This is a genomic window from Pseudomonas sp. 10C3, assembly GCF_036346185.1.
GTDB lineage: Bacteria > Pseudomonadota > Gammaproteobacteria > Pseudomonadales > Pseudomonadaceae > Aquipseudomonas.
This window is the reverse complement of sequence record NZ_JASJVE010000010.1, coordinates 56,280-78,048: the sequence shown is the minus strand read 5'-3', so window position 1 is coordinate 78,048 and position 21,769 is coordinate 56,280. Positions and strand designations below refer to the sequence as shown.

18 protein-coding genes and 1 tRNA gene are annotated in these 21,769 nt (G+C 56.7%); 7 read left to right on the top strand and 12 right to left on the bottom strand.

The features are described 5' to 3' along the window. Position 1: 1 nt before the first annotated feature. From pqqD to QN399_RS11550, 8 genes are all read right to left on the bottom strand, one after another. Positions 2 to 277 (bottom strand): pyrroloquinoline quinone biosynthesis peptide chaperone PqqD, encoded by a 276-nt coding sequence (gene pqqD, locus QN399_RS11585; protein WP_322182571.1) that lies wholly within the window; start codon positions 275 to 277, stop codon positions 2 to 4. Beyond that, the gene (pqqC, locus tag QN399_RS11580) at positions 274 to 1,029 is read right to left on the bottom strand and encodes a pyrroloquinoline-quinone synthase PqqC (RefSeq protein WP_322182569.1); all 756 of its coding nucleotides are present in this window, start codon (positions 1,027 to 1,029) and stop codon (positions 274 to 276) included. The genes pqqD and pqqC overlap by 4 nt, the downstream gene beginning before the upstream one ends. A gap of 8 nt (positions 1,030 to 1,037) precedes the next feature. Next, positions 1,038 to 1,949, bottom strand: coding sequence for a pyrroloquinoline quinone biosynthesis protein PqqB (pqqB, locus tag QN399_RS11575; protein ID WP_322182567.1), 912 nt, complete (start codon positions 1,947 to 1,949; stop codon positions 1,038 to 1,040). A gap of 93 nt (positions 1,950 to 2,042) precedes the next feature. After that, positions 2,043 to 2,114: a pyrroloquinoline quinone precursor peptide PqqA gene (pqqA, locus tag QN399_RS11570; RefSeq protein ID WP_008365141.1), complete on the bottom strand. Its 72-nt coding sequence runs from the start codon at positions 2,112 to 2,114 to the stop codon at positions 2,043 to 2,045. A gap of 155 nt (positions 2,115 to 2,269) precedes the next feature. Beyond that, positions 2,270 to 4,675, bottom strand: a complete 2,406-nt coding sequence (gene pqqF / locus QN399_RS11565) for a pyrroloquinoline quinone biosynthesis protein PqqF (protein WP_330200959.1) — start codon at positions 4,673 to 4,675, stop codon at positions 2,270 to 2,272. A gap of 97 nt (positions 4,676 to 4,772) precedes the next feature. Continuing rightward, on the bottom strand, positions 4,773 to 5,573 hold the full coding sequence (locus QN399_RS11560; protein ID WP_322182563.1) for a carbon-nitrogen hydrolase family protein: 801 nt from the start codon (positions 5,571 to 5,573) through the stop codon (positions 4,773 to 4,775). Positions 5,574 to 5,588: 15 nt separating this feature from the next. Next, positions 5,589 to 7,268 carry an FAD-dependent oxidoreductase gene (locus QN399_RS11555; RefSeq protein WP_330200958.1) on the bottom strand — a complete coding sequence of 560 codons (1,680 nt, stop codon included), beginning with the start codon at positions 7,266 to 7,268 and terminating at the stop codon, positions 5,589 to 5,591. A gap of 178 nt (positions 7,269 to 7,446) precedes the next feature. Next, complete coding sequence (locus tag QN399_RS11550; RefSeq protein ID WP_322278466.1) at positions 7,447 to 7,908, bottom strand: Lrp/AsnC family transcriptional regulator; 462 nt, start codon at positions 7,906 to 7,908, stop codon at positions 7,447 to 7,449. A 176-nt stretch (positions 7,909 to 8,084) separates the two neighbouring features. Here QN399_RS11550 and QN399_RS11545 point away from each other — a divergent pair, with 176 nt between their 5' ends. Both QN399_RS11545 and cysC read left to right on the top strand, forming a co-directional pair. Next, positions 8,085 to 9,413, top strand: coding sequence for an MFS transporter (locus QN399_RS11545; RefSeq protein WP_330200957.1), 1,329 nt, complete (start codon positions 8,085 to 8,087; stop codon positions 9,411 to 9,413). Between the two features lie 41 nt (positions 9,414 to 9,454). Beyond that, positions 9,455 to 10,063, top strand: coding sequence for an adenylyl-sulfate kinase (gene cysC / locus QN399_RS11540; protein ID WP_322182556.1), 609 nt, complete (start codon positions 9,455 to 9,457; stop codon positions 10,061 to 10,063). 16 nt (positions 10,064 to 10,079) lie between these two features. On the opposite strand, the gene QN399_RS11535 is transcribed toward cysC, so the two are convergent. Together QN399_RS11535 and QN399_RS11530 are read right to left on the bottom strand one after the other, a co-directional pair. After that, positions 10,080 to 10,838 (bottom strand): anti-sigma factor, encoded by a 759-nt coding sequence (locus QN399_RS11535; RefSeq protein WP_330200956.1) that lies wholly within the window; start codon positions 10,836 to 10,838, stop codon positions 10,080 to 10,082. Beyond that, entirely contained in the window at positions 10,831 to 11,343 is a 513-nt protein-coding gene (locus QN399_RS11530; RefSeq protein WP_330200955.1) for a sigma-70 family RNA polymerase sigma factor, read from the bottom strand. The genes QN399_RS11535 and QN399_RS11530 overlap by 8 nt, the downstream gene beginning before the upstream one ends. Before the next feature lie 162 nt (positions 11,344 to 11,505). Between QN399_RS11530 and QN399_RS11525 the strand changes: the two genes are divergently transcribed. From QN399_RS11525 to QN399_RS11505, 5 genes are all read left to right on the top strand, one after another. Next, a complete protein-coding gene (locus QN399_RS11525; RefSeq protein WP_323569092.1) occupies positions 11,506 to 12,477 on the top strand; it encodes a metallophosphoesterase in 972 nt (323 codons plus the stop codon). 13 nt (positions 12,478 to 12,490) lie between these two features. After that, positions 12,491 to 12,805: a cupredoxin family copper-binding protein gene (locus QN399_RS11520; RefSeq protein ID WP_330200954.1), complete on the top strand. Its 315-nt coding sequence runs from the start codon at positions 12,491 to 12,493 to the stop codon at positions 12,803 to 12,805. 381 nt (positions 12,806 to 13,186) lie between these two features. Continuing rightward, positions 13,187 to 14,785 carry a methyl-accepting chemotaxis protein gene (locus tag QN399_RS11515; protein WP_322182545.1) on the top strand — a complete coding sequence of 533 codons (1,599 nt, stop codon included), beginning with the start codon at positions 13,187 to 13,189 and terminating at the stop codon, positions 14,783 to 14,785. Positions 14,786 to 14,875: 90 nt separating this feature from the next. Beyond that, a complete protein-coding gene (locus tag QN399_RS11510) occupies positions 14,876 to 16,498 on the top strand; it encodes a methyl-accepting chemotaxis protein (protein WP_330200953.1) in 1,623 nt (540 codons plus the stop codon). An 88-nt stretch (positions 16,499 to 16,586) separates the two neighbouring features. Continuing rightward, on the top strand, positions 16,587 to 17,825 hold the full coding sequence (locus QN399_RS11505; protein ID WP_330200984.1) for an HD-GYP domain-containing protein: 1,239 nt from the start codon (positions 16,587 to 16,589) through the stop codon (positions 17,823 to 17,825). Between the two features lie 94 nt (positions 17,826 to 17,919). Here the strand turns inward: QN399_RS11505 and QN399_RS11500 are convergent. Continuing rightward, positions 17,920 to 17,996, bottom strand: a tRNA-Ile gene (locus tag QN399_RS11500). A gap of 15 nt (positions 17,997 to 18,011) precedes the next feature. Next, positions 18,012 to 21,755, bottom strand: coding sequence for an EAL domain-containing protein (locus tag QN399_RS11495; RefSeq protein WP_330200952.1), 3,744 nt, complete (start codon positions 21,753 to 21,755; stop codon positions 18,012 to 18,014). Positions 21,756 to 21,769 lie beyond the last annotated feature (14 nt).

Below are 21,769 nucleotides of genomic sequence, written 5' to 3'. Positions count from 1 at the left end.
CTCAGATGAGTTCGATCCAGTGTTCAGCACGAGCGACCTCCATAAACTGCTCGACGTCTGCGCCGAGTTCGGGAAAGCCTGGGAACTGTTGGCCCAGCATCTCGATAATCACCACGACGCTGCGCTCGCCATCGATCAGGCCGCCAATGGCGCCGGCGCTTTCATTGAGTTTGATCATGCCTTCCGGGTACAGCAGCACATGACCTTTTTGCGCAGGCTCATACTGGAAACGATAGCCTTGGCGCCAGCGTGGCGTCAGGTGTTGATCGAAGCTCATAAGGCTATCCCCTTGTGCCAGACGCGCTGGTCGGTGACGCTGTGGTAGGGCGGGCGGTTCAGCTCATAGGCCATGCTCATGGCATCAAGCATGCTCCACAGTATGTCCAGTTTGAACTGCAAAATTTCCAGCATGCGCTGCTGGCCTTCGAACGTGGTGTAGTGCTGCAAGGTGATCGCCATCCCATGCTCCACGTCACGTCGGGCCTGACCCAGACGGGTACGGAAATACTCGTAACCGGTGGGGTCGATCCACGGATAGTGCTGCGGCCAGCTGTCCAGGCGCGACTGGTGGATCTGCGGCGCGAACAATTCGGTCAGCGAGCTGCTGGCGGCTTCCTGCCAATTGGCACGGCGGGCGAAGTTGACGTAGGCATCGACGGCGAAACGCACGCCGGGCAGGACCAATTCCTGCGAGCGCAACTGATCCGGGTCCAGCCCCACCGCCTGACCCAGACGCAGCCAGGCTTCGATGCCACCGTCTTCACCCGGCGCGCCGTCGTGATCGAGTAAACGCTGAATCCACTCGCGGCGCACTTCACGGTCCGGGCAGTTGGCCAGAATCGCGGCATCCTTGAGCGGGATGTTCACCTGGTAATAGAAGCGGTTGGCGACCCAGCCCTGAATCTGCTCACGGGTCGCACGGCCTTCGTACATCGCCACGTGGAACGGGTGATGGATATGGTAATACGCACCCTTGGCGCGCAGGGCCTGTTCGAATTCAGCGGGGGACAGCGCAGTGGCGTCGCTCATGTGGGCTCCTAAAGCTCGATACTCATGCCGTCGTAGGCAACTTCGACATTACGCCGTGCCAGCTCGGCGCGCTCTGGGGAGTCTTCGTCGAGGATCGGGTTGGTGTTGTTGATGTGGATAAGCACTTTGCGCTGTTCCGGCAGTTGCTCGAGCACTTCGAGCATGCCGCCGGGGCCATTCTGTGACAGGTGGCCCATCTCGCGACCGGTGCGGGTGCCGACGCCACGGCGCAGCATTTCGTCGTCTTCCCACATCGTCCCGTCCACCAACAGGCAGTCGGCGGCACGCATTTTCTGGATCAATGCTTCATCGACTTTGCCCAGGCCTGGCGCATAGAACAGCTTGCCACCGGTTTTCAGGTCTTCAACGATCAGGCCAATGTTGTCGCCTGGATGCGGGTCGAAGCGGTGTGGCGAATAGGGGGGGGCGGCACTGCGCAGCGGGAACGGGGTGAAACGCAGATTCGGGCAGGCGGGGATGACAAAGCTGCCCTCAAGCTCAATGCGATTCCAGTTCAGGCCGCCGTTCCAGTGGGTCAGCATGGGGAACAGCGGGAAGCCGGTGCTCAGGTCCTCATGAACCATGTCGGTGCACCAGACCTGATGCGGGCAGCCTTCGCGCAGGCTGAGCAGGCCAGTGGTGTGGTCGATCTGGCTGTCCATCAACACGATGGCGTTGATGCCGGTGTCACGCAGGGCACGGCCCGGCTGCATGGGCGCGAAGCTTTGGAGTTGTGCGCGGATATCTGGTGAGGCGTTGCACAACACCCAATGCACGCCGTCGTCCGACAGGGCGATGGAGGATTGAGTGCGAGCCACAGCCCGCAGGCTACCGTCGCGAAAACCCGCGCAGTTGGTGCAGTTGCAGTTCCACTGAGGGAAGCCACCACCCGCGGCGGAACCTAGAATCTGGATGTACATATCAGCTCCACCACGCGAGGTTCGAAATTTGGGTTTCAATGACGCTATAAACAAAAACGCCCCGGCGAGCCGAGGCGTTAGACCGCGTCGACATCAACGGCTTGCGAAGTACATGGTGACTTCGAAGCCGATCCGCAGATCAGTGTAAGCAGGTTTAGTCCACATAAAAGACTCCTTTAGAGTAGGTACAGCAGGGATAACTACATCTTTAGTCCACCTTCGCAGGGAGACGTTCAGATGCTTAGGTAGCTATGTTACTAAACTCTTGTCCCTGTATACGCCGCAATTTTCAACATAGCCAATTGCAGAATGGAGGATAGTCACCCGTCCGCTTGCCAGGGAAGGCTCGGGCTCAAGCGGTTAACCAGGCATAGCCAGCCGCCGGTCGCATTCACTAGCTGATCAGCGGCGCTCAGTAATTGTTGCTGATCGATGCATAAAAGAGCCGTTTGCAAATGGCGCGGATACTCTTCGTCATGCCCGGCAAGGTGCGCCTGCCAGAGCCATTCGCTGGCTTGCAGGAGGTCCATGGCGGCTGTCTCGAACTGCGCGGCCAATGCTTGCTGCTGTAGCGGCAGATTCGCTTCGTAGATCAACGTCGGCAAGCGGCTGATGAACTCCTGCAGATGATTGATGATGTCGGCTGCCGTGGCGCTGGGCGACTGCACACCCAACAGCCATCCCGCTTGCCCGGCTACCTGCCGAAAGCCGCTGAATACGGCATAGCCCAGTTGCAGTTCGACTCGCAGGCGTTGATAGAAGGGCGCTTGGCCGAGGTGCGCCAATACGCGCCAGGCGGCTTCGTCAAACAGGTTTTGGCTCGGCGCGGGGCAGAACAGTAGCACTGCATTTTCAGATGATTCCGACGGCTCTGTGTGCCAGTGTTTACCCGGCCGAGGGAGCGGCGCTTTCAAGGGCTGGTCATCGAGCGTGCCGGGCATCAGCTTCAGCTCGGCATTCAGCGTGGCGCGGCCATCGTCTGACAGACCGACAGCGAAACCCATCCACTGCGCGGTTGACCACAGGGCCGGTAAATCGTTGGCGTGAACGCACACAACAGGGCCTTGGCAGGCATTCGGCAAGCGCTTGAGCAACTGTCGGATCGGAATCTGGGGGGGCTCGGTGCTGGCTTGACCATATTGTGCCAAGGTGTTGCTGTCGGGTGCCGTCAGTAAGTGCAAGGCGTGACGGAGGATGGCTGGCATCGGTGCAGACAAGCCGCTTAGCTTGAGTTGCCAAAAATGGCCGTACGCACTGAATCCAAGGCTGACCCCCGCTTGTTGCGCGGTATCACAGAGGGTTTTCAGGCTGTCGTTGAGCATCTGCCAGAGGTCGGGATGCGCCGCGTCCAGTCGCCAGCGCAGGAAAATCGCCCCTTCGCCGGCGTCGCAGGGCAGGGCATCGCTGAAGTGCATGGACGCCGCCGCTGGCACGCTCAAGACCGGCGGCGTGGCGGGGCGCAGGAATGGATTGGGTTCAGGTAAGCGCCACGCAACCTGTCCGGTGCTCGAGTTATCCACAGCGGCGTCAGCCAGCGGATGCAACACCCGCGAGGGCTGCAATTGGGTGAGCAGGGCGTTTAGGGGCAACAGCCAATCCGCCCGCTCAAGGTGCTCACTAAAATGCCGTGCCAGATCGAGGGCACTACCCACCGCCAAGCGGCGTTGTTGCAGCAGCGCGTATTCTTCACGCAGGGTCGACCAGTCGTCTTGGGCCTTGAAGAACGCCAGCCAGTCAAAGAACAACGCGGTGATCTGCCTGCGCTGTCCAATGCCGTCGACAGTCAATACGCACTCGATATTGAGCAACAGTTGTTGATCGACCTGATACAGCGGTGCGGCGCTGAGCGATTCGATCAAGCCGCGTTCACGCAGTTCGAACAGCAAACTGCCAGGGTGTGCGGCGGTCAGCCAGGTACAGAAAAACGCCACCGCGTCGGGGCTGGACTCCGGTAAGTCTTCGCACGCAAAAACCAGATGCAGCCGACGCGGATCGGCAATGGGCTGCGGGCGGGGCGCTCCGCTCATCAATGGCGCTGACTTGGACTGTTCAGTCTTTTCCCCTGCGCCGATGCAGCTGCCATACGCCGTGGCCAGGGCTTTCAACTCGGCCAGCGGTTGCGGACCGGTCAGGCTCAAGGTCATCTGCCCGGCCTGATAGAAGCGCTGATAAAAGTCGTGCAAGGCCTGCTGAAAAGCCCGACGTGGTACCGGCAGGCTGTAGCGATTACCGGCATGAAACGCGCGCAGTGGATGTCGCGCTGAAAGGGGTTGGATCAAGTCTGTTTGATAACGGACCTCGGCATCCCGAGACCACGCGATGAACTCGGCATGCAGCACTTCACGCTCGCGCAGTTGAGCGGCCGGGGTCATGCGCGGATGAGCGAGCATTTCACACAAGCGCTCCAGCCCTTGGGCAAACACAGGCTGCGGTAGTTCGAAGAAGAAGTCCGTGGTGCGCTCTCGGGTGCTGGCATTGACCTGTCCACCATGGCGCTGGACGAAGGCCATCAGATTCTCTTCGGCTGGAAACTGCTCGGTACCGAGGAAAAACAGATGCTCAAGAAAGTGCGCCAGGCCTGGCCACATCGCAGGTACGTCATGACTGCCAGCCGCCACTCGCAAGGCTGCCGCGCAGCGTTTCAGGCGCGGGGCATGACACAGCACAACCCGCAGCCCGTTCGGCAACGTGAGGTGTTCGACAGTGTGGGAATTCAGCGCGGGCATGCCATCTTCCGGCGTTTCAGCGAGAGGATTGTCATGCTAGCGGATATGCCGGGGTTTGGGTCGGTATTGCTTTCGCAAAGAGCGCGACACGAACGGTTCAGCCTTTGCTCAGTCCTGCATACAGCGCCGGCCGTCGGTCCTTGAAGTAGCTGTTGATCGCGCGCGAGTCTTCCATCAACTGCCGATCCAGCGTGCCAATGATCAACGTTTCATCCCGTGCTGCTTGAGCGATTCGGCTGCCATCGGGTGCAGCGATGCTGCTCAGTCCGCAGTAGTGGATATCGCCTTCGCTGCCGCAGTAATTGGCGTAGGCCACATAGCACTGGTTTTCGAACGCGCGGGCGCGAACAGTGACCTCGGCAATGAAATCGTAGGGCACCATGTTCGCGGTCGGCACCAGAATCAGATCAGCGCCGGCCAAGGCCAGGCGCCGCGCATTTTCCGGGAACTCCAAGTCGTAGCAAATCAGCAGGCCGAGGCGCCAGCCATTCAATTCAACCACCGGGAAATCATCGCCACCGACGGCGAACATCGACTTATCCAACTCACCGTAAAGATGGGTCTTACGGTAATGACAGACGCTCCTGCCCTGGGCGTCAATCAGCTGTACGGCGTTGTAAATCTGCGCATCGCTGGCGCGTTCGGGGTAGCCATACAAAATGGCAATTCCCTCTGCCTGAGCGATGGCCGCCACCTGCTCGGCCGAGTGACCGTCACGGGTTTCGGCCAGCGAAAATGCTGCGGCCGCTCCGATGTTGTAACCGGTCAGGAACATCTCCGGGCAGACCAACAGGTCTGCCCCTTGTGCTGCGGCTTGAGACGCCTGTTGCGCCAGGCGATGCACGTTGCCGCTGACATCCAGCGGCAGCGGCGGGCATTGATACAGGGCGATGCGCATGTCCGTGTCTCCCTCTCAATCAGCGAGCGCGATAGGCCCGATTTCGTCGAAGACATCACCTGGGCCCGGATTCTCTGGGTGGGTGCTGCCGCCGAAGTGATTCATGATGCCCCACACCGCATTCAATGACGTCTGCACTGCGCCTTCAACCCAGGCAGGTGTCCACGACACGTCGTCCCCGGCGATGAAAATTCCGCGTTGTTCGCTGGGCATGTCCTGCTGCATGAAGTGCGCGTACATGCGCTGATTGTAGCGGTAGTGTCCCGGTAATGCGCCTTTGAAAGCCCCTAGGAAATGTGGGTCCGCTTCCCACGACACCGTGATCGGGTCGCCAATAATGCGCGCGGCGATGTCCACCTTCGGATAGATTTTTTTCAGCGCGTCCAGGGCCAGCTTCACCCGCTTTTCGATGGGCTGTGGGAGCATCTTCAGCGCGTCGCTCATCCACGAATAGGACAGGCAAATCACCCCCGGCTTGTCGTCGCCGTTATCAAACAGATACGTGCCGCGAGTGAGTCGGTCGGTGAGGGTCATGCTCATCAGGTCGCGACCGGTTTCCGGGTCTTTGTCCTTCCAGAACGGGCGGTCGACCATGACGAATGTTTTTGACGATTGCATGTAGCGCGTGCGGTCGAGTGCCATCCACATCTTCTGCGAGAACAACGACTCTTCGCATTCGATCTGGGTGGTCAGCAGCCAGCTTTGGCAGGTGGTCAGCACCGCTGCGTAGTGGCGGGTGTCGCCCCAGTTGTCGGTAACGGCAAAGCGGCCATCGTCAGCGCGAGCAATCCGTTTGACCCCGGTACGCGCTGCTCCGTGGTGCAACAACGAGAGGCTGGTGCCTGCTGGCCAATGAGCGCAACGTTCCGGCACATGGCGCCAGATGCCCAGTGGCACTTGTTCTACACCGCCGACGATCAGGTGTTGGTGATCGTCGCAGTTGGTCATGACGACGCGGAAAATTTCCAGCATCGAGTTGGGGAAGTCCGAGTCCCAGCCGCCGGTACCGAAGCCCACTTGGCCAAACACTTCGCGGTGGGTGAAGGACAGTTTGGCGAAGGCTTTGGAGGTGGCGACGAAATCGTAAAACGTGCGGTCATCCCACAGGGGCACGAGAGTGTTCCACAGCTCTTTCAGGCGCGGCACATCGCGGTCACGGATGGCTTGCTGGATGTCGGCGAATTGCGAGCCGGCTTCCAGTGCATCGGCCCAGGCGTCGGCTACTTCCTGAAACAGTGCAGGAAGATCCGACAATTGTTGTGCGTAATACGTGGTGCCTTCCAGGTCGATCACCGTGCTGCCGGACGCGGGGGTCAGCGGGTTAGGGAAGGGTTTTGATTCGAGGCCGAGCTTGTCGACATAGTGATAAAACGCCGTGGACGACACCGGGAAACGCATCCCACCCAACTCGGCGATGATTCCTTCAGTGCCTTCAAACGCCTGCGAGCGTAAACGGCCGCCCATCTTCGAGGCTTCGTACACCACGGGCTTGAGGCCGAGCTTCATCAGCTCATAGGCAGCGACCAGGCCTGCGATGCCAGCGCCGACAATCGCCACTTCCTTGCCGTGGTTCTCGGCCGGAATACTGCCTAATCCGGCCGGATGCTCGATCCAGTCGTCGAAGGCGAAAGGAAAATCCGGGCCGAAAATAGTGATCGGTTTTTTACCGTCTGCAGGATGGCGATTATTATTCATGACTGACCTTGTTCGACTAGGGTGCAAAAGAATCAGTCTAGATAAGAGTCAGCACGTTAATAAGACGCAATGTGTCGTCGTTTTGCAGTTTTATGCTTCAATATGACGAAATAAATGGTCATATTGTCAGATGCCCCTGATTTTGTGGGCACGAAGACGCTTGTCGTTGCATCAGACGCTAAACGGGCTGCCCGCGATCAATCTTGCTACTGAGGATGATCGAGGTTGTGGTCTTCTCTACCCCATCGACGCTGCCAATCAAATCCAGCAATTGATCCAGCTGCTCAGGGGAGTCAGTGCGCAGCCACGCCACGTAATCGAACTCTCCGCTTACCGCACACAGCTGCTGCACTTGAGCCATGGTGCTGAGGCGACGCACGACTTCTTTGCCCGAACGCGGCTGCACGGTAATGCCGACATACGCTTGCAACCCGCCATCAACCACGCGTTGACTCAGGCGCACACCATAACCGGTGATGACCTTGGCTTTTTCCAGGCGGGCTAGGCGTGACGTCACCGTCGTTCTGGCAATCCCCAAATGTCGGGCAAGCATCGCGACGCTTTCGCGCGCGTTGATCTGCAGGGCTGCAATCAATTGGCGGTCGATTTCGTCAAGGGCGGGTGGGCGGCTATCGGGCAAGGTCATCTCCTTCAGTGCAGCGAGCATGTTACCTGCTCCGAGCGCAATTAGCCGCCGCAGCGATACTTGGTTATGATCCTGTTTTATGGCAGTTTGATATTGATTTGTGTTCCCTTGTATCGAGACGCCGAAATGAGAATGTCCTGATTTTCAGTACCGCCCAAGGTTCAGAATAAATGCAAGGCTCCGCTGCTCTTTTACCTGCTCCCTCGCCAGCGATGAAGTTGCTGGCACGTACCCGTGCGCACAAAAAGCGCATCGTGTGGGCGGCTTCCATTGGCAATGGTCTGGTGACCTATGACTTCACTGTTTACAGTTTTTCCGCAGTGATCATTGGCAAGTTGTTCTTCCCTTCTGACAGCGCACTTGCATCGCTACTAATGGCACTGCTCACCTTTGGTGCCGGGTTCGCGATGCGGCCAATTGGCGCGTTGTTTATCGGCAATCTGGCAGACCGCAAAGGACGCAAGGCAGGGCTCACCTTGTCCATCGTGTTGATGACGCTGGCCACCGGCATGATTGCATTTGCGCCGACCTATAACTCCATAGGCGTGGCGTCCATGCTGCTTATTGTTTGTGGTCGGTTGTTACAGGGGTTCGCAGCTGGGGGCGAGATTGGCGTCTCCTCTGTTGTGCTGATGGAGCTGGCCGCCAAGGGCCGCCGCTGTTATGTGGTCAGTTGGCGCTCGGCCAGCCAGGCGGCGGCGGCACTGGCGGGTGCGCTGGTCGGGGCGTGCACAACGGCAATAATGACCCCTGAGGCGTTGCATCAATGGGGTTGGCGCATCCCGTTCATTTTGGGAATGCTGATCGGGCCAGTCGGTTGGTATATCCGTCGCAACATGGAAAATACCCCCATGAAAAGCCCTCATCGGTCATCGGTGAAGGCCATGCTGGCGCAGCATGCCCGTACGCTAGGGTTGGGGATACTGTTGATGGCCGCGCCCACGGCGGGTATCTATCTCATGGTGTATTACATGCCTATCTATCTGGTCGGCACGTTACATATGCTACCGATGGTCAGTCTGCTCTCAGCCTGCCTTTCAAGTACGCTGATTTTTATCGGCGTGCCGCTGCTGGCACGCGTCGCCGACAGGCAACGCCTGCGTAAGCCGATCCAGTACGCGACGATCATCAGTAGCATCGTGCTGGTGTATCCGGCTTTCTTTCTATTGACCAGAGGGATCGGACAAGTCTATTCATTACTGGTTATTGGCGGCTATTCGGCCTTGGTACTGTGCGGTAACGCTGCAACCACCGTGATGATATTGGAAGCTTTCCCTCGTCATCATCGGGCGACCGGTGTCTCAATGATCTACAGCTTGGGTACGACAACTTTTGGCGCTTTTTGTCCCTTTATTGTCGCTTGGCTGATTGGCGTAACCGGCAACCCAATGGTGCCCGCGTGGTATTTGTTGGCAGCTTTGTGCATCAGTTTGTTCGCCCTGGTCCAGTTTCCAGGCAACCAGGGACAATTACCGGCCAATCATGCCCGCGCGCTGTAATGCTGTGACTCGTAGCTCTTGTGCTCCACAGGATTCGGACGATGAATAACAACCTGACCGCCGTACCGCACTCGCTGACTGCGTCGGACCGCAACGCGCATTACGGCCATAGCGGCGCGGTATTGTGGCTGACCGGGCTCTCCGCTTCGGGTAAATCCTCTTTGTCCATGGCGCTGGAGTTTGCCCTGACGGAGATGGGGTACTCCTGCTATGTGCTTGACGGTGACAACGTGCGCAGAGGCCTGAATGCCAATCTCGGTTTCAGCGCCCAAGACAGAACCGAGAACATACGGCGAGTGGGGGAGGCTGCGGGCTTGTTTGCCGACGCGGGTTTGATTTGCATCACCGCGTTCATTTCCCCTTACCGAGAGGACCGTGCGCGTGCGCGTGATTCGATCGGGCAGATGTTTCACGAAGTTCATGTCGCAGCCGACCTGGCGACGTGCGAAGCCCGCGACCCCAAAGGGCTGTACAAGAAAGCGCATGCTGGCGAGCTGCTTGAATTCACCGGTGTCAGCGCGCCGTATGAAGCGCCGGAACATCCTGAGCTGACCCTGGACACGGGTAATGAATCGATCGCTGCGAGTCTGGAGAAGCTGGTTAACTACGTGACAGGTCATATCCCCCTCCGTAAACCGTCACGGAGCTGATCCTCCGCCGCTAAACCTACAGGCCCTTTCGAGTCAGTTGGCCCAAGACTTCCAGTTGTTGTTTGTCCAGATCGGAGACGATGATGAAACGCATGTGGTTTTGGCGCCAGGACACTATGTTATAGCCACGTTTTGATTGGCTTTGCAGTCCACTGTCTGCTTGTGTCGTCGGGACAACAAATGTGTTGATGATGTGTTTGTCATGGCGGTATGAGAGTGCGGCTGCGGTCTGATGCTGCAGATAGTCCAAGCGTCCACCAAGGAGAGGGAATCCCTGGGCGGAGAAGTCATACACGGGCGGTGAAAAATCAAGCTTGCCAGTAAACCAGGGTTTGACGGTGTGTTTGTCGAAGGAAGCGATATCCATTAAATGCTCGCCCATGAGTGAGCGTACATGGCTTGAGACGGCTTCATCCGCCCAGATGTCGTCACTGGACGGGGTTTGTGCATAGAGGAATAGTGCGGCCGAAAATACTGCGGCCGACAAAACGGGGGCGCCCCAGTTGCATATCATCTTCCACGCATTTGTCTTGGAAGAGAGCGGCGATTGAAGGCTGGAGCGTATGCTTTCGATAAGCGACACGGGCGCTCTATAGTAGGGGGCGTGTGCCTTTACGGCGCTTGTCAGTCGTTTCATTTCACCAAGCCGCCGCGTGCATTCGGAGCAGCCCACCAGATGCTCGGTAAGCCGTTCCTGCACTGGCGTTTCCAGCTCATTGTCCAGATAGCTGTGCATCAGCGTATGGCACAGACCACAGTTCATATCATCATTCATGGCGGTACAACTTCATAAATTCAGTTTTGAGCATGGCTCGCGCACGTGCCAACCTCGACATGACCGTTCCCAGCGGTACGTCAGTCACTTTCGCAATATCCCTATAAGGCATGTCTTCCAATGCCTTTAAAACAATCACCTCACGGAACACCGGAGGCAAGGTCTTTAGCGCCTGCTGAAGGAGCACGACATCTTCCGCGCGTATGGCATCAATCTCCGGCGTCAGCGCATGACTGAGCGCCAGATCATCTTCTGATATGCCTTCACCTATCGCGACCCATCGGTGGCCTGCCGAGGCCTTGAGCCAGTTATAGCTTTCATTGCGGACAATGGTCAGTAGCCACGCCTTGGCATTCCCGTCTTCAAAGCGATGAAGGAATTTAAACGCCTTTAAAGCGCTTTCCTGCACAACATCATGTGCAGCACTTTCGTTGGCGGTGAGCCACCGGGCGAGGTTGTAAGCCGCGTCCATGTGGGGGGCTAACAGCTCATCAAAACGCTTCATATCGGCTGCGTGGCTCGGTCTCATCTCGTTATCAACTCTCATTCGGCCGGTTTTATTCCCTCATGCCGCAATATTTTTGATCGTGGAATAAAGATGCCCCTTCGCTAGTTATAGACCCTGACAGCCTGTTCACTACAAACCACACCTTCTTGAGGAGTCTTTATGAAAACGGGTCCGAACACACCTGAAGACGTGACCGATGAACGCCACGGTCTTAGCCGAAGAGAACTCTTGAAATGCTCGGCGTGGGCGGGCGCGGGGGTGCTATGGGTGATGAGCGGTGGCATTCCGCGTGCATTTGCATTGGATGATGCCGGGACGGTATTGAACGGAGGGGGACTGGCCAGTGATTTTCACTTTGTACAGATTAGCGACACGCATATCGGGTTCAACAAAGAAGCGAACCCCGAGCCGCTCAAAACATTACAACTGGCAATCGACAAGGTCGTCGCCCTGCCGAAAAAGCCCTCACTCATTTTGCACACAGGTGATATTACCCATCTCTCTAAAGAGGAAGAGTTCGACACCGCCGATCAGGTGCTGAAGCGCTTGCCGTCGACTGTGCACTATGTACCGGGCGAGCACGACACGCTTGATGAAGGTGGTGGCAAAGCGTATCTGGCTCGCTATGGCAAAGGCACAAAAGGCAACGGGTGGTACAGCTTCGATGACCATGGTGTGCATTTCATTGGCCTGGTGAATGTCTTTGATTTTCAGCCAGGTCGTGAAGCGACTCTTGGTGCTGATCAGTTGCAATGGTTGGCAGATGATTTACGCGCGGTAGCAACCAGCACGCCTGTCGTTGTGTTCACACACATCCCCCTGTGGACTATCTATCAGCCTTGGGGGTGGGGAACCGAAGACGGTGATCAGGCGATCGCAATGCTTCGAAAATATGGCTCGGTGACGGTCCTCAATGGCCACATTCATCAAGTCATTCAGAAGGTCGAGGGAAACATCACGTTCCACACTGCGCGCTCTACGTCATACCCTCAACCGGCTCCAGGCACTGCCCCCGCCCCCGGTCCTATGACCGTGCCTGCGGATCAGTTGCGTAATTATCTGGGGATCACCGACGTCAAGGCGACACAAGGCGATCACCCGTTGGCATTGATCAACTCAACGCTTGTTTAATGAACGTATCCCTATGAAAAAATATGCGCAGATACTTGCCCTGAGCGGTTTGTTGACCTCGGCATCAACGTGGGCGCAAGACATACAAATCGACATAAAAGAGTTCATGTATTCGCCGAAGGAGCTAACGGTTGCGGTTGGCACAAAAGTGACCTGGGTGAATGATGATCAGGTGCCCCACACGGTCGCTGAAGTGAATAAGGTGTTCCGATCAGGGGCACTGGATACCGGGGACTCTTTTTCCTACACGTTCTTGATACCCGGCACATTTGAGTACTTCTGCGTCTTGCATCCACAAATGATCGGGCGCGTCAGGGTGACTCAATAGGGGGGTAGGTGCTAGATGGCAAGGCCGTCACTGTGAACCCTCTGAAACGCAGAAAGCCGCGCAATGCGCGGCTTTCATGGCGTGAATGAGTCAGGTCCGGCAGTAGCGTCGGCTTCTTGCGCTGTCCTTAGCTGCCTAATCAGTTACGAAATGTGTCATTTGTTTCTGTGCAGCACTTGTACAAGTTTTTGTTTTTGTATAGCTTTGCTGCAGGCGGAGCAGAAAAAAGAAAATGGGCACTTTCTTCACGGCTACTTTTTATTCGTACGACGTAGTGCACGTTTGTTTCAATATAAGCGGGCTTGAGTATTTAAATAATATGACACTCTTTGCAGGCTTGGCGTTGTCATTCCACCTCTACTTGCACGAAGGATTAATGTTTTGAAGTTCAACATCGCACGCTTGATGCTCGGTAGCGCGACCGTACTCATCCTTGTCGCGCTGGGTCTCTCATTGTGGACGTCCTACCAAGTCAATCGGCTAGACGATTTGGGCAGCCAACTGGAGAAACTCAGCGAGGCTCAGGAAGGCGCGCAAGAACTGCGTTATCACACGGCGCAGGTGCAGCAGTTCTATACCGACGCCAGTTTGACCGGCGACCGAGAAGCGGCCAGCGAAGGCCACCAGCATTTCCAGCAGGCTCTCGAGAAGCTGATTGAGCTGAAACGTCTGGTTCCGGAACTGAGTCGCGAACTGGAGGCTGCGCGAGAGCCGATGGAGCGGCTTGATAACGTCGGCGAACAAATGTTTCAGGCGTACAGCGTTTCAGGCAAAGTCGCTGGCGATAAAGTAATGGAGGCGTTTGACAGGCATTCGGATGAGGTTATCCGCAGCTTTGCGGCCCTTCACGGACCCTTGGCTGAAAACTACAGAGCCAACCTGAGCATAACCGACACAGTGCGAGGGTCTCTTAAAGTTAACAATTTGTTGGCCTGGGCACTGGTGTTGGTGTTGATGCTTGGCACGCTATGGCTGATCAGTCGCCGCGTGCTGCCACCGCTAAATCACTTGTCGCGTTCATTGCGGGATTTGAGTGCAGGAACAGGCGACCTTAGCCATACCTTACATCAGGACAATGACGACGAAATCGGTGAAGTGGTCGCTGACTTCAATAAGTTTGTGGTTGGGCTGCGTCTGCAAATATCGACCGTGGCTGAAGTCGGTAATACCTTGGGTCACTCCTCTAACCAACTGGTCGATGACGCACAGGCTGCCGAGCAAAGCGCTGAAGTATTGCGCGTCGAAATTGAACAGGTGGCCACGGCTGTCAATCAGATGGCCGCCACTGTTCAAGGGGTTGCATCCAATGCCAAGGCCAGCTCCGCACAAACTGGCGATGCCGACCGCCAAGCGCAGGTGGCAATTGGTGTGATCAACCAGACAATTGCTGACATCCACACGTTGGCCCATGAGGTGCGGGGAGCTGCCGAGGTCATTCAAGCCCTGGAAACGCACTCGCGATCCATTGGTGGGGTTCTGGAGGTTATCCGCACTATTGCCGAACAGACCAACCTACTGGCGCTCAACGCCGCCATTGAAGCTGCGCGTGCGGGCGAACAAGGGCGCGGTTTTGCTGTGGTCGCCGATGAGGTGCGGACGCTGGCGAGTCGAACGCAGGCTTCAACCCAAGAAATTCAAGGCATGATAGAGCGGCTGCAAAATACGTCGAGGCAAGCAGTAAAGGTCATGGAAGACAGTTGTGGATATGCCGAAAAAGGTGTCGCGCAGGTTGAGTCAGCGGGGCAAGCTCTAATCAGTATCAGCACGCTGGTGGCATCCGTTTCGGAGATGAGTTTGCAGATCGCCGAGGCCGCACGCGAACAATCGACAGTCAGTGACGAAATCAACCAACGCATCAGTAATGTGGCCGACGTGGCGGGGCGGACTGCCAAGCTGTCTGAAAGCACACTGGCCCGCGGAAAGGCTGCCGGTGAAGATGCCAGGCGGCTAGGACAAATCGTGAGTCAGTTTAAACTTTGATGGGCTGTGTTTGACACAATATTCACATCAACGATGTCACGGTGGAATTACCGTGTAAGTGCGTCACCTAACAACAATAAGGTACTTATCATGACGCTAAGAAATATCAGACTGACTACAAGAGCACTCCTCAGTTTTGGCATTATCTGTCTCCTCCTGGTAGGGCTTGGTGGCACAGAACTCTATAAAATGAACGCCATTAATACATCAGCGCTTGATCTTCAAACCGACTGGTTACCCAGTGTGCGCCAGGCCTCAAGGATCGAAGCTGCCGGGCTGCTTTATCGTCTTGATGCACGGCGTTTCGTTATGGATGACGACCGCCAAAGTGCCAGTTCACGAGAAAAGTTGAACGCGTTGAAAGCGACGTTGACACAGCTTTCCGACGCGTATGCTCCGCTTGTTTCCAGTCCCAAAGAAGGGGATAAATATAAACAAGTCAGCCGCAACGTCGCGGCATACGAAGCCAAAATTGACGAACTCATGGAACTCAGTAAAACGAAGCCTGTTGCTGAACTTACAGTGTTCATCCGCGACATCACCAGTCCTTCGGCAAAAGCGTTGCAGTCCTCAGTTGAGGACTTGATCCGTCTGAATGAAGACGGCGCTGAGCTGTCGGGCCAAAGTGCACGTGAAAGTTTTGACAGTGGATTGACGCTGACCATCATGTTTGTCGTTGTCGCGGTTATTATCACGGTCCTGGTGGCGGTTGCGTTTACTCGCAGCATTACTGTGCCTGTTCTGGCGCTGCTGGGTGCCACTAAGCAAGTCGCCGCAGGGGACCTGAGGGCCACCGTAGAGGTCACGGGTTCAGATGAACTGACGGACCTTCAAACTGCGACGGCGGCGATGCTTCTAAGTCTTAAAACTACGATCCAGCATATCTCTGACTCCTCCAGCCAACTGGCCTCCGCCGCAGAAGAGATGAGCGCGGTCACGAAGGAGTCGACCGCCGGCATCCAGCAACAAAGTATGGAAACCGAGCAAGCGGCGACCGCTGTTAATGAAATGACAGCCGCCGTGGAGGAGGTCGCGCGCAATGCCGTTTCGGCATCGCACTCGACGCAGGCGTCCGAGCGCTCGGCTAAAACCGGGCAGGAAAGAGTTAGTCAGACCATTGGCTCGATTGAGAAGCTCAATTCGAGTGTCGATCAAACCAGTACTGAAGTGGAAGATCTGGCCCGGCAGGCTCAGGACATTGCCAAGGTACTTGATGTCATTCGTTCAATCGCGGAGCAAACCAACCTGCTGGCATTGAATGCCGCCATTGAGGCTGCACGTGCGGGCGAGCAAGGCCGTGGATTTGCTGTCGTCGCCGATGAAGTCAGGGCGCTTGCGCACCGTACTCAAGCGTCTACCCACGAGATCGAGCAAATGATCCAGGTCATACAGGCCGGGTCGTATAAAGCGGTGCAATCGATGAAACAAAGCAGCGGAGACGCGACGGCCACGCTTTCGATTGCCCATGAAGCCGGGGTTGCCATATCGGAAATAGCGGCGGCCATTTCCGATATTAATGAACGGAACCTGTTGATCGCGACAGCCTCGGAAGAACAGGCTCACGTGGCGCGATCAGTGGATCAGAACCTCATCAGTATTCGCAACCTCTCCATCCAGAGTTCATCGGCGGCCAGCCAGACATCGGTGGCCAGTGGTGAGCTTTCCAGGCTCGCGGCAGACCTGAACAGACTGGTGTCGAGATTTACTGTTTAAACGGATGACCGGGGACCTTTCAGGGACCGGCTTAATTGACATTCCTAGATCGGCAGTGCCCACGTTTCATTACAGGCCGGTGTTCATCGTGCTTAGACGTATTGCAGTTACCGAGCTCTGCCTCGGGATGTACATTCATAAGTTCTGCGGCTCATGGGTAGACCACTCTTTCTGGAAACCCAGCTTTCTGCTCAAAAGTGAAAGCGAATTGCAGCGGATTCTCGCATCCAATCTCTCCGAGTTGTGGATTGATACGGACAAGGGGAGCGACACAGGCGCGGCTCAAGTATCTGAGACAAGCGATACAGCGACTCAAACGCCTGCGCAGGTAACAGATGGCTTTACGCTGCCTCAAGTCTCCATGCAGGAGGAAATATCACAGGCGCTGAAGCTGTGTTCTCGCTCCAAGGCAGCCGTTGTCGAGATGTTCAGTGATTTGCGCATGGGCCGTGCTGTCGAGCTGGAAGGCATAGGCGGACTGGTTGAGGACATATCCAACTCGTTACTGCGTAATTCTCATGCGCTGATCAGTGTGGCGCGCTTGAAACAGTCCGACGAATACACGTACATGCATTCGGTCGCTGTCTGTGGGTTGATGATCGCTTTAGCCCGCCAGCTGGGTTTTTCGGTTGACCAGGTCAAGGAAGCGGGCATGGCGGGTTTGCTGCATGACGTGGGCAAGTTGGCCATCCCTACTGGCATTCTCAATAAGCCAGGCAAACTCAGTGATACCGAGTTCGATACCATGCGCGGCCACCCCGAGGCGGGCACGGAGATGTTGCAGGGGAGTCGACACTTCAGTTCTCTAGTACTGGATGTGTGTCTTCACCATCATGAAAAATACGATGGTAGCGGTTACCCGCATCGGCTAGAGGGTGAACAGATCAGTCTGTTTGCCCGGATGGGAGCCGTCTGTGATGTCTATGACGCGATAACGTCTGATCGCCCGTATAAAAAAGGCTGGTGCCCTGCGGACTCAATTCGAAAAATGGCCGAATGGAGCGGCCATTTCGACAAGAAAATATTCCAGGCATTTGTCAAATGCATCGGCATCTATCCGGTCGGCACCTTGGTTCGCCTGGAAAGCGGACGCATCGGTGTGGTCATTGAGCAGCATGACAAGTCGCTGCTGACGCCGAAAGTGAAGGTGTTCTTTTCGGCTCGATCCAGAATGCCCATTGAGCAAACCATAGTGGATCTGGCCAAGCGGGCGGTGGAGTACAGAATTATCAGTCGCGAGAAAGTTGAAGATTGGGGCTTCAAAGGCATCGACGAACTTTGGTCAGGCCTGGAGGCCAGCAAGACATCACATTTCGACCCCAAGTAGAAAGGCCTGCAATGAGGCGTGGCAGGGATCGATCCTGGGCCAAGCCCAATGGTGTCCAAAAACACAAAAGCCGCGCAATGCGCGGCTTTTTGTATGGTGGGCCCAGTAGGACTCGAACCTACGACCAAGGGATTATGAGTCCCCTGCTCTAACCAACTGAGCTATAGGCCCTCAGTAGGTCGCGGATTATAACGATGGTTTCCCTGCTGTGCTATCCGAAAAATCCGAAACGTTCATAAGAAGAAACCTCGTACAGAATTCTTCGGCGCGCAGGGGCAGGCTGACGATGAAGCCCTGGATTTGTTCGCAGCCTTCCTGTGCAAGGAATTCCTGCTGCTCCAGGGTTTCTACGCCTTCGGCGATGACGGTCAGTTGCATGCTGCGTCCCAGGGCGATGATGGCGCGGACGATGGCGGCGTCGTGAGGGTCGTCGGGTAGGCCGCGGACGAATGATTGGTCGATCTTCAGGATGTCCAGTGGCAGGCGTTTGAGGTAGCTGAGGGATGAGTAGCCGGTGCCAAAGTCGTCGATGGCGAGCTGGACGCCGAGCTTTTTCAGTTTGTGCAGCACGGCGAGTGCGTCTTCGGCTTGGCTCATGATGAAGTTTTCGGTGATTTCCAGTTGCAGGCAGCCGGGCTGGAGATCGAACTCTTTGAGCAGTTGCTCGATGCGTTGCAGCAGGTTGGGTTGGCGCAGCTGCATGCCGGCCAGGTTAACCGAGAGCGGTCCGAACGGTTTGTAGCTTTTGTTCCACTCACACATCTGGCGGCAGGCGCTTTCCAGAACCCAGTCGCCGATCTGCAAGATCATGCCGTTTTCTTCGGCAAGGGGGATAAAGTGCTCCGGGGGCACGTCGCCAAGTGTTGGATGACGCCAGCGAATCAGGGCTTCAGCGCCCACCAGCCGCTTTGATAGCAGGCACAGTTTCGGCTGATAGCTAAGGCTCAGTTCGTTGCGCTCCATGGCGCGCCTGAGCTCATGTTCCAGCGCAATTCGCTCGCTGGCTTGTGCGGTGAGGTCGCGGGTATAACTTTCGACCCGGTTGCGCCCTTTGGCTTTGGAGCGGTACATCGCGGCGTCGGCATTCTTGACCAGTGTGGCGACATCGCTGCCGTCTGCTGGGAAGAGGCTGGTGCCGATGCTCGCGCTGATAAAAAACTCGTGTTCGCCTGCCTGGAACGGCGCGCCGAAGCACGCCAGTAGTTTGTTCGCGACGGTTTCGGCGTCGCCGGGATGCAGGAGGCCGGGCAGCAGGATGATGAACTCATCGCCTCCCAGGCGTGCGACGGTGTCCACGTCGCGCAGTTGCTCTTTGAGGCGCAACGCGATGCCTTTGAGCAGCAGATCACCCACCGGGTGCCCAAGGCTGTCGTTGATGTGTTTGAAGCGGTCCAGGTCGAGGAAAAGCACCGCGCCCTGGCCACAGACTTCCTCGCTATGGCTGAGCGCTGCTTGCAGGCGACTCTCGAACAACGTGCGGTTTGGCAGGCCGGTCAGGGGGTCGTGGTGAGCCTGATAATCGAGGCGTGCCTGTGCATGTTTGAGGCTGGAAATATCGGCGAACACCGCGACAAAATGGGTGATGATCTGCTCGGGGTTACGCACTGCGCTAATCGTCAGCCAGCTTGGATAAAGCTCGCCGTTCTTGCGCCGATTGCTGATTTCACCCTGCCAATGCCCTTCGTCCGTCAGCTGGTACCACATGGCGGCATAGAAGGCGCTGTCATGCTGGCCTGACGCGAGCAGGCGTGGGGTCTGGCCGATGGCCTCCTCTTCGCTGTAACCGGTGATTTCAGTGAACGCGCGGTTTACGGCGCTGATGTTCTGTTGGATGTCGGTGATCAATACGCCCTCGGCCGTGCTCTCGAATACGGTGGCGGCGAGTTGCAGTTTCTCCTGCATTTGATGGCGTTCGGTGATGTCGCGGGCGATAGTCAGAAGGCAGTCTTCACCGCCGATCGGCAATGGCCTCGCGGACACTTCACACAGCCTGACCTGACCATCCCTACGGCGAATATGGCTGCTGAAATCGCGAACGAAACCGTCGCGATTGAGCTGTTCGATCATTTGAGCGCGCTCGTTCAGATCGACCCAAATCCCCAGATCAAGGGTCGAGCGATCCAAAGACAGTGCGCTGTTGTAGCCGGTGATCCGGCTGAAGCCTTCATTGACTTCAATCAGCAGGCCATCGCTTTGGCGGGTGATGAGCAAGCCATCGGGCGAAGAGTGGAAAGCTTTGGCGAATTTCTCCTCGGATATTTGCAGTTGTTGTTGCGCTTCTTTGAGTGGACTGATGTCGCGTACTACGACCACGAGAGCCGGTGTCGAGTCGAGGTCAAATGGCTCGGCGGATATCAGACCGGTGAACAGACGTCCGTCCAGGCGGCGAAAGGGCATTTCCAGATTGCGGATACTGCCGCCCTGCAGGCGCATCAGCAGGCTTGGACCAATGCCGGGCACGCCCCAGATATTGAGCTGGGTTGCAGTTTTGCCGATGACCTCCCCGGCAGTGATACCGACTTGTTCTTCAAACGCTTTGTTGGCCTCGAGCAGGCAGCCGTCGGACAGGCGGGCGATCACCAGGATGTCCGGGCATTGCCTGAACACCGAGGCGAACTTCTCTTCAGAGAGGCGTAGAGCGGTTTCGGTTTGCTTGGTTTCGCTGATGTCGATCATCAGGCCGCGCATTACGGGTTCGTGGCCATGCTCGATCAAGCTGACAATATTCCGTACCCAGAGGGTCTTGCCGTCGGCTCTGATGACGCGATAGTCGAGGTTGTGGTCCCTGCGTAAACAGGTCTCCTGATTGCAAAACCGCTCGGCCTCTTCGATGTCTGCCGGGTGCACGATGCTCCGCCAGAACCCGGGCTTGAGCCAATCGGCCAGTGGGTAGCCGAGCAGTTCTTCCGCGTGGGGGGAGACATAGCTGTAGGTGTAATCGCTCATGCTTGCTTCCCAGGCGACGGCCGAGAGGCTCTCGACCAGCCCGCGATAGTGGTATTCGCTACTGCGTAGCTCTTGTTCCAGATTCACTCGCCGCGATATTTCCGAGCTCAGTCTGCGATTGATGCGAATGACCACGATGAGCACGGTTGACAGCAACAACAGCCCGGGAAGCCCGTAGCGCAGGAAGTTCTGCCAGAACCTGGGGTGATCAAGCACGCTGCCCACCCAACGCTCCTGAATGCTGCTGATTTCTGATGGACTCAGGTCGGCCAGAGCTTTATCCAGGATACCGGCCAACAGGGGTTGATCATGCGGAACGGCCATCGCCAGTTGATAGCGATACGGTGTCTCACCGCTTACGTAGATACCCCCAAGCTTGAGTTGACGCATGCTCCAGACGCTGGACGCCAGATCGCTCACGACGGCATCTACCTGGTCCGCGGCCAAGGCCTGCAGGGCTGAGCCGACGTCGGGCAGCGCGACCAGGTTTAGATCGGGATGATGGGTGCGCAGGAGTTCGTGAGGCGCATAGTTATCGACGACGGCAACTTTAAGGCCATAAAGCTCTTGCAGGTTGTGCGGGTGTACGCTGCCTTCATGGGCAAGAATAACAATCGGGAAATCCAGGTAAGGGCGGGTAAACGATAGATAGTTCTGGCGCTCCGGTGTGGACATTATTCCTGGCAGTAAATCTATTTCACCTCGTTTGGCTTTGTTTAATACTTCATTCCACCCGACCGGCTTGATCGGTTGCAATGAGACGGCGAGCCGCTGCTCTATGAGTGCGACGTAGTCCGCCGCAAGCCCTTGATAACGCCCGTTTTCATCGCGAAATTCAAAAGGTGGCCATGTGGCATCAACGCCCAGGCGAAGTTCTTTGTGCGAACTAAGCCAGGTATGTTCTTCATCCGAAAGGGTCAAGGCATTGGCCGTTGCTGTTACGCCGATCATGTAAAAGAAAATAATGGCCGACAGTCGTGGCATGGCAGCCTCAATTA

Excerpts from the sequence above, each read along its gene's own strand:
- pqqD (WP_322182571.1), bottom strand. The coding sequence starts at position 277 with ATGAGCTTCGATCAACACCTGACGCCACGCTGGCGCCAAGGCTATCGT.
- pqqC (WP_322182569.1), bottom strand. The coding sequence starts at position 1,029 with ATGAGCGACGCCACTGCGCTGTCCCCCGCTGAATTCGAACAGGCCCTG.
- pqqB (WP_322182567.1), bottom strand. The coding sequence starts at position 1,949 with ATGTACATCCAGATTCTAGGTTCCGCCGCGGGTGGTGGCTTCCCTCAG.
- pqqF (WP_330200959.1), bottom strand. The coding sequence starts at position 4,675 with ATGCCCGCGCTGAATTCCCACACTGTCGAACACCTCACGTTGCCGAAC.
- QN399_RS11560 (WP_322182563.1), bottom strand. The coding sequence starts at position 5,573 with ATGCGCATCGCCCTGTATCAATGCCCGCCGCTGCCGCTGGATGTCAGC.
- QN399_RS11555 (WP_330200958.1), bottom strand. The coding sequence starts at position 7,268 with ATGAATAATAATCGCCATCCTGCAGACGGTAAAAAACCGATCACTATT.
- QN399_RS11545 (WP_330200957.1), top strand. The coding sequence starts at position 8,085 with ATGCAAGGCTCCGCTGCTCTTTTACCTGCTCCCTCGCCAGCGATGAAG.
- cysC (WP_322182556.1), top strand. The coding sequence starts at position 9,455 with ATGAATAACAACCTGACCGCCGTACCGCACTCGCTGACTGCGTCGGAC.
- QN399_RS11535 (WP_330200956.1), bottom strand. The coding sequence starts at position 10,838 with ATGAATGATGATATGAACTGTGGTCTGTGCCATACGCTGATGCACAGC.
- QN399_RS11530 (WP_330200955.1), bottom strand. The coding sequence starts at position 11,343 with ATGAAGCGTTTTGATGAGCTGTTAGCCCCCCACATGGACGCGGCTTAC.
- QN399_RS11525 (WP_323569092.1), top strand. The coding sequence starts at position 11,506 with ATGAAAACGGGTCCGAACACACCTGAAGACGTGACCGATGAACGCCAC.
- QN399_RS11520 (WP_330200954.1), top strand. The coding sequence starts at position 12,491 with ATGAAAAAATATGCGCAGATACTTGCCCTGAGCGGTTTGTTGACCTCG.
- QN399_RS11510 (WP_330200953.1), top strand. The coding sequence starts at position 14,876 with ATGACGCTAAGAAATATCAGACTGACTACAAGAGCACTCCTCAGTTTT.
- QN399_RS11495 (WP_330200952.1), bottom strand. The coding sequence starts at position 21,755 with ATGCCACGACTGTCGGCCATTATTTTCTTTTACATGATCGGCGTAACA.